Below are 15221 nucleotides of genomic sequence, written 5' to 3' on the forward strand. Positions count from 1 at the left end.
CCACCTCCAAACGCTCCACCTCCCCTCGGTGGGCGTGTCTGAAAACTCCGAACGAGTTTTAAGGCACGCCCTAGTCGATATAGCCCCCTGCACGCAAGAAATTGGCAATCGCTGGCTTGTTCATCATGGCACTGTCCGAACGATACTCGGAGAAGTTCACACGAGGCAGGCTGCTGTACTGATCTGTCAGCCCCTTGTCCGGGTGCTCCGGCAGGATCACATAATACTGCGCATCGTATTGACGAGTGCGCGGTGCTTCAAAAGGCGAGATCAGCACTTCATGCAATTTCTCCCCTGGACGTATGCCCGTCACCTTATAGTCGAAGGATGGACGGCCTGCCTGTTCCAACATGACGGAGGCCAATTCCGTCATCTTGCAAGCCTTCATTTTCATCACAAACGTCTCCCCGCCCACAGCAGCCTCCGCTGCCTTAAGCAGTAGATGTATGGCTTCGGTTCGCGTCAGGAAAAAGCGGGTCATACCTTTGTCCGTAATGGTCAGGCTCTTGCCTTCATCAATCTGACGTCGGAATAAAGGCACCACGCTACCACTGGTTCCAAGCACATTGCCTCCACGAATGCAGACAAACCGCGTACCTTCACTCAGCCAATTGGCACGAATCATCATTTTCTCACCCAAGGCCTTCGTCATGCCGTATACGTTAATCGGATCTACCGCCTTATCGGTGGACACATCAATGACTTTCGGAACCTGCATGCGAATGGCAGCACGAATAATATTCTGCGTCCCGATTACATTCGTCTTGAACGCTTCATCCGGCTGGTCCTCGCAGACCGGAACATGCTTCAGCGCAGCCAGATGAAAGAGCACATCCACGCCTCTGCACGCATCTTCCACTGCACGATAATCCCGGATATCCCCAATGATGAATCGCAGACGCGGGTCATGGTTGAACTCACGCTGCATCGCAATCTGGGCATATTCATTACGTGACAGGAGGCGAATCTCAGCCGGGTCCTGTTCTAGCAGCACCTCGGTCAGCTTTTGACCCCAGGAGCCTGTGCCCCCGGTAACCAGAATCGTTTGTCCTTTAATCATGCATATACCCCTCCCTGATCAGATCATGAATTCGCGTAATACCTGTGCCATCTCTTCGCGGCTTAACCGGTCTTTGGGTGGTACCTTTTTGACTGACGTATTGCTCGAATGCACGATGTTGACATAGTTGCGCGGCGTCAGCAGCTCATGCGGCAGATCAATGACATTGCCATGCGTACCTCGGCCCGGCAGCTTCACCCGATACCCGGATGCATACTCCGCCGTCTTGTACAGGTAGACATAGAATTGCGGAGAACGATGAAACGCTGGTGCCATCTCGTTGTTCACGCTATCCCAGAGATAGCCGTTTTGGTTAATCAGAGCCATCGTCTGCGGCTGTGGCTGCACATCATATAGCTGCTGTACAAAGGTCCGGTGATAGAGGTCATCCGAATCCAGACGGGCAATATAGATGTGCTCCGCCCCTTCAGCAAATGCCAAAATCGCCCGTACACTCTCAATATGGGTTCCAAAACGAATGTTGGCAGGCAGCGACTCCTGTTCCGCGAGAATCTCTTGCATCACTTCTCCCGACTCCTTGGATAACTTCACCACCGTGAGGAAATCCTGATTCGTCTGAGCTTTAAGGCAGTGCAAAGTAAATGTGCGAAAAATGCTCATCCGCCGCTCCAGCCATTCTCTCGTCAACCGCTGAGGGTCGAGCCCATAATTGTTGAAGTTAATCTCAATAACCACTTTCCTGGACATAACATTCCTCCTCATGAACGCTGCAAATTCCGTTTACCGGTTACAGACCTTTTTCAACGTTTTGATGCCGTCTTCTATGAAAATCTTCTATCTGACTGATTGCTTACGAGAAACATCTCGCTTGCCAATCCAGCACTCTATAACATATGAATCGCTGATAGAAGCGGTACGGACGAATGCACTGATTTCAACGAAATAGATTGATATACAGCTGAAGATGGTGCCCTGCGGGTCGAACGTACATATCATTGCTGCAGCCGCAACATAGAATAGAGCAATTGAATTTTCAAAGGGGGCACCACTGGAATGAATTCGATCTATCTTGAAATGGAAGGTGTGCTTGATCAGCTTGAAGCAGCGCTTCTTGAACAGCGTCCTCTCTCGCTAGTGCGCGTCGGCGATGGCGAGAACATCGTCATGTCTCAGGAAACGGTGTGGACCACGGAACAGGTTCTTCAGGAGCGTTGGGCCATTAAGGCTAATCTAGGACAAAAAGGACTGACCCTGCCCAACCCGCAGCTCCGGGATGAAGTGGCGGCTTCCTTGCAACGTGCGGATATCGTCGGGGTTCTTCCCCGTGGTGACACTGCCATCAAAGCTCCGGATTATCTCAAAAGACCCCTGACCGATATGGTGTTTGCACACTTTGGCATCTCTCCTTCAATGACTTGTCATGCCTGTGTCAATCGGGAGCTGGCGCAGAACCCACGTTTTTGGCAGATCCTCGCAGGCAAACGTGTGCTTCTCGTTACCCGTGAGATCGAGGCACTGCGTGCCACGCTCGAACGTGAGCCGTATCAACTCAACATTGTGACTGCACTGCCCTTCGACAGTTATGATCAAATGCAGGACACGCTTGAGTGGATTCAGACGAATCAGCATACCTTTGATGTCGCTCTCTTCTCCTGCGGTGTCAATGCGGTTATTCTTGCTGAGCGAACAGCCGCACTCGCCGGTAAAGTCGCCATCGACTTTGGCAAAGCCAACAACATCATTCTGAAAGGCCGTGCCAACTGATTTTCAGGGCACCTCCAACCTCAAATCAGTGAGTTGCATCGAAACATACCTATGCTTGTAAGACAAAAACCCCCGGCTCTTTGAGTCGGGGGTTTAATGCTGAGCGCTAGTCGAAACGGGTCGATACATTACTTTGTACGTCTGGGTTGTCTGGGGTATGAGGCGAACTCCGCCCTCAACAGAAGTGATGACGAAGCACTCTGCCTGTCATATTACGCCCTTCACTATTAGCCGATGGCTGCAATACCATATAACATCTCCGGCCCGGTTCTTACTGCTGTGGACACCCCCGAGATGAACGAAGTATACACACTTTCCAGTGCTGGTGGTGCAGACAGATCCTGAGCTGTGAACGAATGGAATTCGGCACCTCCGTTCTGTCCAATTGTACCTTCAGCACGGTAGATGACATAGAAAGGATCATATAAAAAACCCCGCACAAGCTCTACAACAAAGGTATCTCCCAGTTCTCCCGTAACACCTACTGTCCCGTTCAACGTAATAATCGGATTCACGACACCCAGGGTCTGAAGACCAATGGTGCCGAACGCTGACGGAGATTCTGACAGAGACAAACCGGGCTGTCCAACTGTTCCCGAGTTCATCGAAGTTCTCATATCGAGAAACACGCCCATGAGTAACACCTCCAATGCTATGGGATACCCTATCCTATGAATCTCATTACTCTTATGATTGGATGTATAGCAGATTGTTTGAACCTATTTTTATTTGTCGACGGTTAATGGTATATTGAACTGCATAACGAAAATGAACGGATCGTATGCACACAAGCGGTACAGGCTGTTCAGAAGGAGATTACTATTCATGAATAAACGCAAACGTCCAACAGGCAAGACATCGGCCTCGGCCAAGGGGAAATCTTATGCTGGTTCATCTGCAGCACGTTCCGGCAAGTCTAACTTCTCACCTGCCAAAACATCAGGCGCTTCCGCATCACGCAATACGGAGGAGAATAAGAAGCCAATAGCCGCGAAATCGTCGGGTGCACCCAAGAAAGCTGGAGGCAACAAACCCAAAAATGCCAGCGCATCCAAACGACCAGGCAATTCCTACTATCGCAAGCAGGAACCACCACGCCAGTACAAAGTAACTGAACCGGATGAACTGTTGAATTTCTTGCTGCAACATCTGAAATCGGGACGCAACGCGGTGAAGTCCATTCTGGGTCGCGGACAGGTATCCGTGGATCAGAAGGTCGTAACGAAGTTTAATGAGGCGCTGACGCCAGGTCAGATTGTATACATCCGTAAAGAGGGTGCTGTAGCTGCTCCTTCCTTAACAGGCATTAACATTTTGCATGAAGACGATGACATCATTGTGATCCGCAAAGAAGCAGGACTGTTGTCCATTGCCGCTGACAAGACAGATGACCTCACGGCTTATCGCCAACTGACGGAGCATGTGCGTCGCACCAATCCGCTGAACCGGATTTTTGTCGTCCATCGTCTGGATCGAGATACGTCGGGTGTCATGATGTTTGCCAAAAGTGAAGAGGTACAACAGAAGCTGCAAAACAACTGGAAAGAAAATGTACAAGACCGCGTCTACGTTGCCCTTGTTGAAGGTTCGGTAGCCAAAGAAGAAGGTACCATCTCCTCGTGGCTGAAGGAAACCAAAACGCTGAAAATGTACTCCAGCTCTCGTCCCAATGACGGACAACATGCGATTACACATTACAAACGTCTGAAGTCGAACCGCGAGTTCTCCCTGCTGGAAGTGCGTCTGGAGACAGGCCGTAAAAATCAGATTCGTGTGCATATGGAAGATCTCGGGCATCCTATTGCTGGTGACAGAAAATACGGCGCACGCACAAGAGACCTTGGGCGTCTCGGACTTCATGCACGCATACTCTCGTTTATTCATCCGACAACCGATGAACTGATGTCATTCGAGACGGATATTCCGAAGCCATTCCTGTACCCTTTCCGTGCAGAAACTCCACCCGCGAAATAACTGCATCTTATAGAATCGACTGATCATGTCTGAAAGGAGGAACGGACACTGAAAAACTTGTTAATTACCGGTTACCGTGCACATGAACTGCAGATTTTTGGACAGAAGCATGAAGGTATTCCTTTTATCAAGAAGGCCATTGCCTCCCGCCTCACGCCTCTTGTCGAGGATGGTCTGGAGTGGGTACTTACGCCGGGACAATACGGCGTGGACCTGTGGGCCTGCGAAGTGGTGATTGATCTGAAGAAGCTGTACCCTCATCTGAAACTATCGATCATCACTGCCTTTCAGAACCCCGAGGAGCAATGGAAAGAAGACAAGCAGGAGTATTACCGTTCCATCCTCTCGGGTGTGGACTATTACGGTGCGATTAGCAATCAACCCTATATTGGACCGTGGCAGTTCACTGCACGGGATGACCTGTTGCTGCGCAAAAGCGACGGGCTTCTGCTCGTCTATGATGAAGATGCCGGGGATGGTAGTCCCCGTTTTATCAAGGAAAAAGCCGTGAAGAAACTACAGAACGAAGACTATACAATCATCAGTGTGACTTCGGAAGATATCCAGTCTGTAGCAGAGGATGAACGCATGAACGATATTGGCTACGATGAGGACTCACCCTTCTGACGTTTGCGTGGTGCGACCACGGTTGAAGGAGCCCAGAATGACGTACATATGTTTTTTTTCGAGGCAGGTTGGGTATAAGTAGTATTATAACTGCGATCATATGTCGTATGGGATAAGGGGACTGCAACCATGACAATTACGCCAGAGCAGCGCATTCAACTGCATGGATTTAACAACCTGACCAAGTCGCTAAGCTTCAATATGTACGATATCTGTTATACCAAAACCAAAGACGAACGCGAAGCTTACATTGAATATATTGATGAACAGTATAACGCCGCCCGGCTAGGCAAAATTCTGAACAACGTATCCGACATCATCGGAGCCCATGTGCTGAATGTTGCGCAGCAGGATTATGTGCCTCAAGGTGCGAGTGTGACGATGCTGGTCTCGGAAGGTCCGATCGTGGAGATCCCCGAGGAATCATTGGATGAATCACCTGGTCCGTTGCCTCATAACGTGGTCATGCAACTCGACAAAAGTCATATTACCGTGCATACCTATCCGGAGTTCCACCCGAGCGAAGGCATCAGTACTTTCCGAGCGGATATTGATGTCTCTACCTGCGGTGAGATCTCACCGCTCAAAGCGCTGAATTATCTGATCCACTCGTTCGATACGGATATAATGACAATGGACTACCGGGTACGAGGATTCACGAGGGATATGAGCGGACGCAAGCTGTTCATTGATCACGAGATCGGTTCAATTCAGAATTATATTCCAGATGAGATCAAGAGCGGCTTCGACATGATTGACGTGAACGTCTATCAGGAGAATATTTTCCATACCAAGTGCAAGCTGAAGGAATTCGACCTCGATAATTATCTCTTTGGCTATACCAAGGATAAGCTGAGCAAGGCCGAACAACAGGAGATTACGGAGTGGTTGAAGCTGGAGATGGATGAGATCTATTACGGCAAAAACATCAATCGTCCCTCTTGAGAGGTTGTTCAACGATTTATTCATAAGGCAAGATTTAAGACAAGCTATCCTGAAGGTAGGGTCCTTCTTTTCAGAGGAACCTGCGTCATGTGCTTGTCTTTTTCTTTGATAACGTTGACAGTGTGCAACTTTATTTTTTATTATAGGAGTAACTGTATCATTCTGCAGTGAAGGAGACTGAGCCCGTGATCGAAACGAATACGACAAGACGTAACGAATCACTGTTACAAGCGCTGACTGCTCAGCACAATGCGATCACCAACAACATCGCCAATGCAGACACGCCTAACTACAAAAAGAAAACGGTAGAGTTTCAGGAAGAGCTTAGACGGATCGTGGAGAATGGCAAATCAGATCAGCTTGCCATGAAGCGGACTCATGAAAAACACTTCCCTATCAGTGATCCCCATTCTTCCATCGTACAGTACCGAATTGTCGAGAATAACGAAACAGCCATGAACAACAACAACAATAACGTTGACATTGACAAGGAAATGGCGAACCTCTCGGAGAATCAGCTTATGTATAACTACATGGTTGATCGGGTCAGTGGACACTACAAAAAAATGAAGAATTTATTGAATGATTTGAAATAATGAATGTACAGCAGCCCGCGATGGCTGCTTTTTTTTATCTCTTTTTCCCTGAGCGCCCCTTGTTTGATTCCATTTTTCGGTATCCTCTGCTGTTCGTAGTATAATGGGGAGAAACGAATGATTTCATAATGAACAAAAGAGGTGCAACATGGCTCCACGTCATTTAAATGGTTTTCAAGGTTCCAAAGTGAGGCTCGCAGCTCCATGCCCGGAAGATTGCATGCGTCTCTCCCGATTCACAGACGATTACGAATATTTGCGCAACATGGATACCGATATCGCTATTCCGTTAACGCCGGATGAGACAGGTTCCTCCTCTGTCCGCCGAGACAACGGTTTTGAATTTGCATTACGTACGCTGGAGGGCAATCGATTCATAGGCTTCACCGCGCTCTACCGGATTGAATGGAACAATCGGTCGGCTCGTCTGGCGATTGGCATCGGCGAAGAAAATGATCGAGGTAAAGGATACGGCAGCGACGCCCTGGCTCTGATTCTTCGGTATGGCTTCCACGAATTGAACCTGAACCGGATTGCGCTGGAAGTCATCGAATACAACGAAGCCGCTCGCCGCGCGTACCAGAAGGCTGGATTTAAGGAAGAGGGTCGCCAGCGTTCTGCAGTTCTGCGAGATGGCATGCATTATGACCTGATCTCCATGAGTATCCTTGCAGAAGAATGGTCGGCTCAGACACATCTTCCATTGTCGTTCCAATCAACTCGTACTGCTGAAGCCGGGAAAATGGCAGTAGGTGGTCTATTACAGCGTCATGCAAACGAACAAACTGCGTTGTCCATGTCGGAGTTAAGCTCAGATCCAGTAGGCGTACCTGAGATTTCGCCCCGCATCGGCGTAGGCGCGGTCATCCTGAATGAACGGGGCGAAGTGCTTCTCGCCTGGCGGAATCGTCAGCCCGAACAGCACACCTGGAGTATTCCTGGCGGGAAAGTCGACCCCTATGAATCATTGGAAGCCGCTGTTATCCGTGAAATCAAGGAAGAAGTGGATCTGGATATCGCCATCGACAGGCTGCTCTGCACGGCAGAGACGATCCAGCCGCAGCAGAAGGAACACTGGATATCCGTTCTCTATTCCACCAAGGTGATTGGCGGCCATGCTCGTAATCTGGAAGAAGGCGGAGCCATTGGTGAGATCGGATGGTTCCCGCTCAATGATCTGCCCTCTCCACTCGCTTGCTTTGCCGTACCTGGCCTGGAAGCTGTGAAGAAGTTATATCACCAGAATTAAGCATGGAGGTGCTTGCAAATCATGGAGATTCGTACCCAACATTCCGTAACGGGAAAACCCTCTATGAAACGGTGCTGAGGAGGAACGTCTGTAATTGAATTATCTCATCAGATGGAGGGTTTCATTATGAATCATGCAGAACAGATCAATCAACTATTTCAGGCAGCACAGGCTGGAGATGTGGTAATCATTACAGGCATTCTTGCATCCCACCCGGAACTCGCCAATACTGAAAATCAGGATGGGTTGACTCCGTTGGGATATGCCTCTCATTTTGGACAAGCAGGAGCAGTGCGTGTTCTTCTTGAGCACGGTGCCGATGTTAACGCCCTTTCCCATTCCCGTATTTCCTTTATTCCGTCCAATACTGCACTGCATGCCGCTCTTGCCGGAGAACGTTCGCCAGAAGTTATCCGCCTTTTACTTGAACATGGGGCATCCACGAGCATTCTGGACAGTGATGGACAATATGCGCTACACTCGGCAGCATTTCATACCGATCAGACCGAGCTTATTGAGAAGTTGCTCCAGCACGGGGCCGATCCAAACGCGGCGAACTCATCAGGCCAAACCGCACTGGATATCGCACTAGAACGTGGCAACACTTCTACAGCTTCCTGCCTGCGATCAGCCGTTGCAGCTCAGTAGCCACACTGATTAGATAAGTATGAGCAATAGATGTATAACCGCCAGAACTCTTTTTGGAGTACAAAAAGAAGGTCTGACGGTTATTTGTGGTCCTCTACGTTCTCATATAAATACGTAGTTCAACTTATATAGAAATCGGGTACATACATATTTTTCTCAGAATATAAGAACCGTTTGATGCCTTACACGGTCTAATACTCAACATATCCATGAAAGGAGGAGCCATGTGACCCCTACTCAGCTCACCATCGCCGCACAAAAAGGGGATGCCGTTGCTTTTGCAGCCTTAATGGAATTGCATCAGAGCAGACTGTACCGTATCGCCTATGCCTACCTGCACAATGAAGGCGATGCGCTCGAAGCGATTCAGGAATCAACCTTCAGGGCGTTCCGTAAACTCAAAAAATTAAAAGATCCCTCCTACTTCGGCACTTGGCTCATCCGCATACTACTCAACTACTGTGCAGACGAACGCAAGCGAAAGAGTCGGTTCAGTCCCGTCACCGAGATTCATGAATCCAGCAGCTGGGATCGTCCTGCGGACCCCGATCTTGCTGCCGCCGTATCCACCCTTGACCGGGATTGCAAACAGATTATTATCCTGAGTTATTTCGAAGGTTTCTCCTTAACAGAAGTCGCCGAAATTCTAGAAATCCCAACCGGAACCGTAAAATCCCGATTACATCGGGCACTCGGACAACTCCGTGATCAACTTGAAACGAAAGGAGATGCATCCTCATGACGGATGAACATAAATCATTCGATGCATTGGAAGAACGGCTGAATGCTCGCAAGACGGAATACGAAACAATGCCTGTGCCCGATGCCGCGGCCTATCAGGCTGTGCAGTCCGGGATCCGCCAAGCTGCCCGTAAGCGCAAGTCCAGACTACGCTGGTATATGAGTTCCATCTCGGCAGCTGCCCTCATCCTGCTGTTTACCGGATGTATCCGCGTCTCTCCCGCCTTTGCATCCTTCGTAGAGCATTTGCCTGGCATGGAAGGCATTGTGAGCATGATTCGTCAGGACAAAGGATTAATGATGGCAATCGATCAGTCCCTCTTACAGAAGGTCGGTGTCACCGACGAGCATGATGGTGCTTCCGTAACCGTTGAAGGCATTATCACAGACGAGTCACGTATGGTTATTTTCTACACAATGAAAGGCATGAAAGATCCTGAGAAGGGTGAATATGATATTGATTTGCTTGATAGAGATGGAAAAAAGCTGCCTGTTGCGTTTAGCTATTCCTCTCCTAAGCCGGCTTCAGAAAGTGGCATTTATGAGGATAAAATCGATGTCTCTTTCACAGAATCTTTACCGCCACAAGAGCTGACCGTCATATTTAAGGAACGAGGTAAGGAAACGAATAATAAGTGGAAGGTCACCTTCCCAGTCGATCATAGCTTGACGAAAGGCATGAAAAAAATCATTCCCGTAAACCAAACAATGACCGTGGACGGGCAGCGTATTCATGTAAAACAGGCCGTTCTGTATCCCACTCGCCTTGTACTCGACATCGAATATGATCGGAACAACACCAAAAAAATCTTCGGAATTCGTGATTTGCAGTTGGTAGATGAGCAAGGCCGAGCATGGCGAACAGATTCATCCTCCATCTCAGGCTCTGGAAGTTCCGTCTTTTTCGAAAGTATGTACTTCTCCACTCCGAAAAAACTGATTTTGCAGGGATCTGGTCTTTCAGCGGTGAATAAGGATGAACTAGTTATCAGCATCGATCCATCTTCAGGTGAAATACTAGGCGGTCCATCGAGTTTGAAATTCCTGAAAAGCACTGCCCAGGGCAAAAATCTGATCCTCGAGTTTTCAATTGCAGACGCTCAAAATGCTACTTCAGGGCTATCATTTACCAATATCGAGGACAGTAAAGGAAACCCTTTCGACATTAATGAAGTAGGCTGGAGCCCCTCCGTCTTTGAAGCAAGGATTGTCATTAAAAATGGAGCCGCAGCCAAAGGAAATCTGACAATGGAAATATACTCTTACCCTGATCAAATTCGTGCACCGTTCTCTATTGAAATTCCTGTGACTCCCTAAAGGAAATGTAACAGCCATAATAGCAAGCCGCATGAAGTAGTCATGCATTATATTAAACAATACATTAAATCGATATATTCACAGGAAAGGGTGTTTCCACAATGAATCAACGTTCCATTCGTTATCCACAGCCACTCTCGCAAGGGGGTATTGTCGGTGTGGCAGCACCATCCAGCGGTGTAGGCGAATCCCTGCACCATTATCTTGAAGAGAGTAAACGCAATATGGAGCGCATGGGCTTTGTCGTACAAGAAAGCCCTTCGCTCCGTCACAACACCAAATGTGTGAGTGCCTCCAAAGAGGATCGCGCCGAAGAGATGAATGCTTTTTTCCGTGACCCTAGTATTCAGGCCATCATTCCTCCCTGGGGAGGGGAGTTCCTCATGGATATCCTTCCCCTTCTCGACTGGGAAGCCTTGAGAACATTACCGCCCAAATGGGTCATGGGTTATTCGGATATCAGTACCTTTTTATTCGCATATACCCTGATCACCGGAACAGCATCAGCGCATGGCACCAATTATGTGGATCTTAGATCAGACGCCCTCGATCCCGTGACTGCGCGCTGGATTGATGTGTTACAGACCAAATACGGCGGACAGATCACACAATCGTCTTCCACACATTACCAATCTGAATGGAAACCGGATCTACCTGGATTCAATTTGGATACACCCTCCCACTGGAAACAGCTCGGGCAACCGGAGGATATAGACACCTCGGTATCGTTCTCCGGTCGGCTGATCGGCGGCTGCATGGATACGATCTCCAGTCTGATTGGCACGCCGTATGCACCTGTTGCATCCTATCTGGAGCAATACTGTGCAGTCGAAGGTACCATCTGGTATCTGGAGAGCTGTGCGATGAACGCAGGGGATATCTACCGTCTTCTGTGGCAGATGAAACAGGCAGGCTGGTTTGCAGGTGTGAAAGGCTTCATGATCGGACGACCTGCGGGTTATTCCGATACAGAGGATTTCAATTTCACCGATGCCCTCTCCTCTGCACTGGGGGACCTGGATGTCCCTGTACTGTACGATGTGGATCTTGGTCATCTTCCGCCTCAGTTAACCTTTGTGAATGGAGCACTGGGCAAAGTGGCTTATGAAAATGGACGCGGGAGCCTTGAGATGGCGTTCGTGTAATCACCTTTTGTAGGCAGATGCATACCTTGAAGTAAGAACTTATTTTGAGGAAGGGTTGTGCATCATGTCTGAATCCACATCCACGCCGTCCGCGCGTGTCGTGTATCAAGCCAATCAACCGATGCTTCAATCCGTGCAAAGTGTGCGGAATATGCTTCATCATACAGCTCGGCAGCATGTAGGCAAGAAGGTACAAGTGCAGAATATCGATGGGCAGGTATGGGAAGGCGTTATTATTAGTGCAGACCGGGGAATTCTGTATCTCCAGGTTACCCCGATGCATGGATATCCTGAAGCACGTGCCTTGTTTGGACCGACGATTTTGCCGCTTGTGCTGTATGAATTGTTGGTTATTACACTGTTGATGTAGCTGGAATCATGCCACGATATCCGAACCCGCTTCAAGAAGCTTCGCTCCTGTGACCTTCAGGTCTCAGGAACGAAGCTTTTTTAATCGTCATGGTGATAGGCGGTATGATTCCTTGCGAGCGTGTGAAATATGATACAATGGTGTCGGCACCACGCCTTATCTCATATGAAACGGAGCTTGATCCGGTTGGAATACATACGTCATGATTCATCACCTGTATCGCAGACCGAGACGGGTATGATTGATAACACCCCTACTGAACAATCCCGCGTGATTGCAATCTGTCTGCTCGCAGGCAAAATCATGTTGCAAAGCGGTGGTGAGACCTACCGTGTGGAAGATACGATGAAACGTATGGCCGCAGCGCTGGGATTACCCCATTCACACAGTTATGTTGTGCCAACAGGTATCTTCTTCTCTGTCGATGCAACGGAACCCGCAAAGCTGATTCGCATCTCTGAGCGTACGACGGATCTGGACAAGGTATCCGAAGTGAACGCGGTCTCCCGGCGCATCGGACAAGGGGAACTATCCGTTCAGGAAGCCCATGACCTGTTGGTACAGATTGAAGGCAAGCCCTCCTCCTATTCAACGACTGTGCAGCTTGGAGCTGCGGCGTTATCCAGCGGTTGTTTTACTATTATGTTCGGTGGGGGCTGGAGCGACTTTCTTCCGGCGTTGATCTGCGGTGGCATAGGTTATGCAGCCGTTATTGCTTTTCACCGGTTGGTACGGGTCAAATTCTTTGCTGAGCTTACGGCGGCCTTCGTCATTGGCTTGCTCGCTTTTTTCCTGGTCTACATGGGAGCAGGACATGAACGGGACAAAATCATTATTGGTTCGGTTATGCCACTGGTACCGGGATTGTTAATTACCAATGCTGTACGCGACCTGATGGCCGGGCATCTGGTATCCGGATTATCCAAGGGAGCCGAGGCCTTTCTGACTGCCTTTGCCATAGGTACCGGCATTGCGGTTGTATTTTCACTTTTTATGTAAGACGGAGGAATGCAGGATATGCTCCATTTTATTGAACAAGCCTTGACCAGCTTTGTCGCTTCAGCCGCGTTCGGGATCATCTTCAACGCACCACGGCGCATGCTGCTCCACGGTGGATTTGTCGGCATGATCGGCTGGATTATCTATGTCGTGCTCGAATATGCAGCAGATGCGGTTCCTGCTACACTTGCAGCGACTATAGCCGTAGGTGTCATCAGCCAGGTTTTCTCTCGCATGTTTCGTGCACCTGTCATCATCTTCAGCGTTGCAGGCATCATTCCTCTGGTTCCTGGTGGACTGGCTTACAATGCGATGCGAAGTTTTGTGCAAAATGACTACAGTGCAGCCATGGAGATGGCCGCCAAAGCACTCATGCTATCCGGTGCCATTGCCGTAGGCCTTGTGTTATCCGAGGTATTGAATCAGATGATACGCCGAATTCCCGCCTCGATACGGACAAAATCATCATCGAAATGATCGTTCTTCTCATCTATTCAACACGCGGAAGGCCCGTTAGGCATACAGGATGAACTCTTGTATACTAACGGGCCTTCCTATCGCTTTCCTATTGAGCGATAATCTACTCATCGAAATCTGTTAATTTATGAATGTATTTTTAACCCGCACTGATCTCAGAAAATACGGAATGAAGATACAGCACGTCAGAATTGATCGTACGATCAAATAAAAAGCTGGTGTTGCATCAAGTACATGCTGTTCTCTTGGGATCTCACTTCGTGCAATCAGAATCCATGTCACAATGCCTATGATAACATTCATAATATACATCACCATCATCATGCGCGGAAACTGCCTCTTCCTTGTATATAAAAGAACGAGATTCACGATAACGATCACTAAAAGAATGATGCTGCTAATGAAGCCAAACCATAGGAGTGGGCGTACCACCTCAGTGTATATCTGCTTATCAACACCCCGGCCTCCTTCCCATCTGGCCGGGTCCATAATGACATTTACCCGTGACACATCCGAGATAAGAAACACCAGCGAGAACCAAAGACTAATCTGAATCAATATAAGCCATCCGCCTAATCCCGAGATGCCAGGCAACTCTCCATCCAATTTCATGTGTCTATTGTTCATTTCATCCTCCTCATACCGAATATTAAACGTCACCAATTATAACCCGGCCTAACTTCCACTTTGTTGCCTGGCCTCAACTCCAACATAACCTTCTGATCCGGATAACCCTTAGTTGTGTCACGTATAGCGTGTAGTATCGTCGTTCTATTCTCACTTTAGTCCGCTGTATATGCTGTAATACTCTTAATATGTATTCTATTCGTTCCTATCATTACCATATGTCCTGAAGTAAGCAATACCTTTCTATTTAAAAAGCACGGATTTGGGTTCTTTGCCTGTCAGGGTCAGCATCGTATACAATTGTCCCCTGTGATGATACACATGCCCCATAATCTCAAGCAACCACTCCAGCCGACTATAGGAAGCTCCCCAGTATGAATCCGTCACATGCAGTAATTCTTCGGTATTAAACTGCCTGTAGCGTTGGTATAGATACATCTGGTTATCAATCAGAGCTTGCTTGATCTGACTGAGTGAATGAACCTGATTCTCTGCATAGAATAGAGCCATCTCTTCTTCCGATGCACCTTCCGATATATAAACATCCGCTCGGCAGATCACAGACAGATGGGACAGCAGTTCCCCAACAGGCCGTTTGCCCTCAATTGGAGTCAAAGCCAAATCTTCTTCTGACAGCTGATCACATATATCAATTAATGATGTTACTGCCACATCAATATGTTTGAATGCAGATTGAATCAACAGATACACTTCCTTTTTA

18 protein-coding genes and 1 pseudogene are annotated in these 15221 nt (G+C 48.5%); 14 read left to right on the forward strand and 5 right to left on the reverse strand.

Going from position 1 to position 15221, the window contains the following annotated elements; genetic code table 11:
• Positions 1–70: 70 nt before the first annotated feature.
• Positions 71–1060, reverse strand: coding sequence for an SDR family NAD(P)-dependent oxidoreductase (locus tag AC4G47_RS22760; protein ID WP_491102835.1), 990 nt, complete (start codon positions 1058–1060; stop codon positions 71–73).
• An 18-nt stretch (positions 1061–1078) separates the two neighbouring features.
• Positions 1079–1768: a glycosyltransferase gene (locus tag AC4G47_RS22765; protein WP_491102837.1), complete on the reverse strand. Its 690-nt coding sequence runs from the start codon at positions 1766–1768 to the stop codon at positions 1079–1081.
• 306 nt (positions 1769–2074) lie between these two features.
• On the opposite strand from AC4G47_RS22765, the gene AC4G47_RS22770 reads away from it, so the two are divergent.
• The gene (locus tag AC4G47_RS22770; protein ID WP_491102838.1) at positions 2075–2785 is read left to right on the forward strand and encodes a GT-D fold domain-containing glycosyltransferase; all 711 of its coding nucleotides are present in this window, start codon (positions 2075–2077) and stop codon (positions 2783–2785) included.
• 227 nt (positions 2786–3012) lie between these two features.
• On the opposite strand, the gene AC4G47_RS22775 is transcribed toward AC4G47_RS22770, so the two are convergent.
• Positions 3013–3420, reverse strand: coding sequence for a hypothetical protein (locus tag AC4G47_RS22775; protein ID WP_491102840.1), 408 nt, complete (start codon positions 3418–3420; stop codon positions 3013–3015).
• A gap of 190 nt (positions 3421–3610) precedes the next feature.
• Here AC4G47_RS22775 and AC4G47_RS22780 point away from each other — a divergent pair, with 190 nt between their 5' ends.
• From AC4G47_RS22780 to AC4G47_RS22840, 13 genes and pseudogenes are all read left to right on the forward strand, one after another.
• On the forward strand, positions 3611–4759 hold the full coding sequence (locus AC4G47_RS22780; protein WP_491102841.1) for an RluA family pseudouridine synthase: 1149 nt from the start codon (positions 3611–3613) through the stop codon (positions 4757–4759).
• 48 nt (positions 4760–4807) lie between these two features.
• Positions 4808–5386 carry an SLOG family protein gene (locus AC4G47_RS22785; RefSeq protein WP_458127194.1) on the forward strand — a complete coding sequence of 193 codons (579 nt, stop codon included), beginning with the start codon at positions 4808–4810 and terminating at the stop codon, positions 5384–5386.
• A gap of 129 nt (positions 5387–5515) precedes the next feature.
• Positions 5516–6331 carry an adenosylmethionine decarboxylase gene (gene speD, locus AC4G47_RS22790; protein ID WP_491102843.1) on the forward strand — a complete coding sequence of 272 codons (816 nt, stop codon included), beginning with the start codon at positions 5516–5518 and terminating at the stop codon, positions 6329–6331.
• Positions 6332–6516: 185 nt separating this feature from the next.
• Positions 6517–6927, forward strand: a complete 411-nt coding sequence (flgB, locus tag AC4G47_RS22795; RefSeq protein WP_491102845.1) for a flagellar basal body rod protein FlgB — start codon at positions 6517–6519, stop codon at positions 6925–6927.
• A gap of 148 nt (positions 6928–7075) precedes the next feature.
• Positions 7076–7564 (forward strand): annotated as a pseudogene (locus AC4G47_RS22800) (GNAT family N-acetyltransferase); the annotation flags it as partial.
• Positions 7565–7723: 159 nt separating this feature from the next.
• Entirely contained in the window at positions 7724–8176 is a 453-nt protein-coding gene (locus AC4G47_RS22805; RefSeq protein WP_491106764.1) for an NUDIX domain-containing protein, read from the forward strand.
• Positions 8177–8302: 126 nt separating this feature from the next.
• Entirely contained in the window at positions 8303–8824 is a 522-nt protein-coding gene (locus tag AC4G47_RS22810; protein ID WP_491102846.1) for an ankyrin repeat domain-containing protein, read from the forward strand.
• Between the two features lie 226 nt (positions 8825–9050).
• Entirely contained in the window at positions 9051–9566 is a 516-nt protein-coding gene (locus AC4G47_RS22815; RefSeq protein WP_491102847.1) for an RNA polymerase sigma factor, read from the forward strand.
• Entirely contained in the window at positions 9563–10882 is a 1320-nt protein-coding gene (locus AC4G47_RS22820; protein WP_491102849.1) for a DUF4179 domain-containing protein, read from the forward strand. The genes AC4G47_RS22815 and AC4G47_RS22820 overlap by 4 nt, the downstream gene beginning before the upstream one ends.
• A gap of 101 nt (positions 10883–10983) precedes the next feature.
• The gene (locus tag AC4G47_RS22825) at positions 10984–12027 is read left to right on the forward strand and encodes a S66 family peptidase (RefSeq protein WP_491102851.1); all 1044 of its coding nucleotides are present in this window, start codon (positions 10984–10986) and stop codon (positions 12025–12027) included.
• A 64-nt stretch (positions 12028–12091) separates the two neighbouring features.
• Positions 12092–12397, forward strand: a complete 306-nt coding sequence (locus AC4G47_RS22830; protein ID WP_491102852.1) for a hypothetical protein — start codon at positions 12092–12094, stop codon at positions 12395–12397.
• Between the two features lie 237 nt (positions 12398–12634).
• Positions 12635–13396 (forward strand): threonine/serine exporter family protein, encoded by a 762-nt coding sequence (locus tag AC4G47_RS22835; protein ID WP_458127192.1) that lies wholly within the window; start codon positions 12635–12637, stop codon positions 13394–13396.
• A gap of 18 nt (positions 13397–13414) precedes the next feature.
• Positions 13415–13873, forward strand: coding sequence for a threonine/serine exporter family protein (locus AC4G47_RS22840; protein WP_491102853.1), 459 nt, complete (start codon positions 13415–13417; stop codon positions 13871–13873).
• A 120-nt stretch (positions 13874–13993) separates the two neighbouring features.
• Here AC4G47_RS22840 and AC4G47_RS22845 read toward each other — a convergent pair whose 3' ends face one another.
• Together AC4G47_RS22845 and AC4G47_RS22850 are read right to left on the reverse strand one after the other, a co-directional pair.
• On the reverse strand, positions 13994–14500 hold the full coding sequence (locus tag AC4G47_RS22845) for a DUF2569 family protein (protein ID WP_491102854.1): 507 nt from the start codon (positions 14498–14500) through the stop codon (positions 13994–13996).
• A gap of 243 nt (positions 14501–14743) precedes the next feature.
• Positions 14744–15202 carry a DinB family protein gene (locus AC4G47_RS22850; RefSeq protein WP_145320301.1) on the reverse strand — a complete coding sequence of 153 codons (459 nt, stop codon included), beginning with the start codon at positions 15200–15202 and terminating at the stop codon, positions 14744–14746.
• Positions 15203–15221 lie beyond the last annotated feature (19 nt).

The sequence above is a fragment of the Paenibacillus sp. Negev47 genome, from assembly GCF_058313655.1.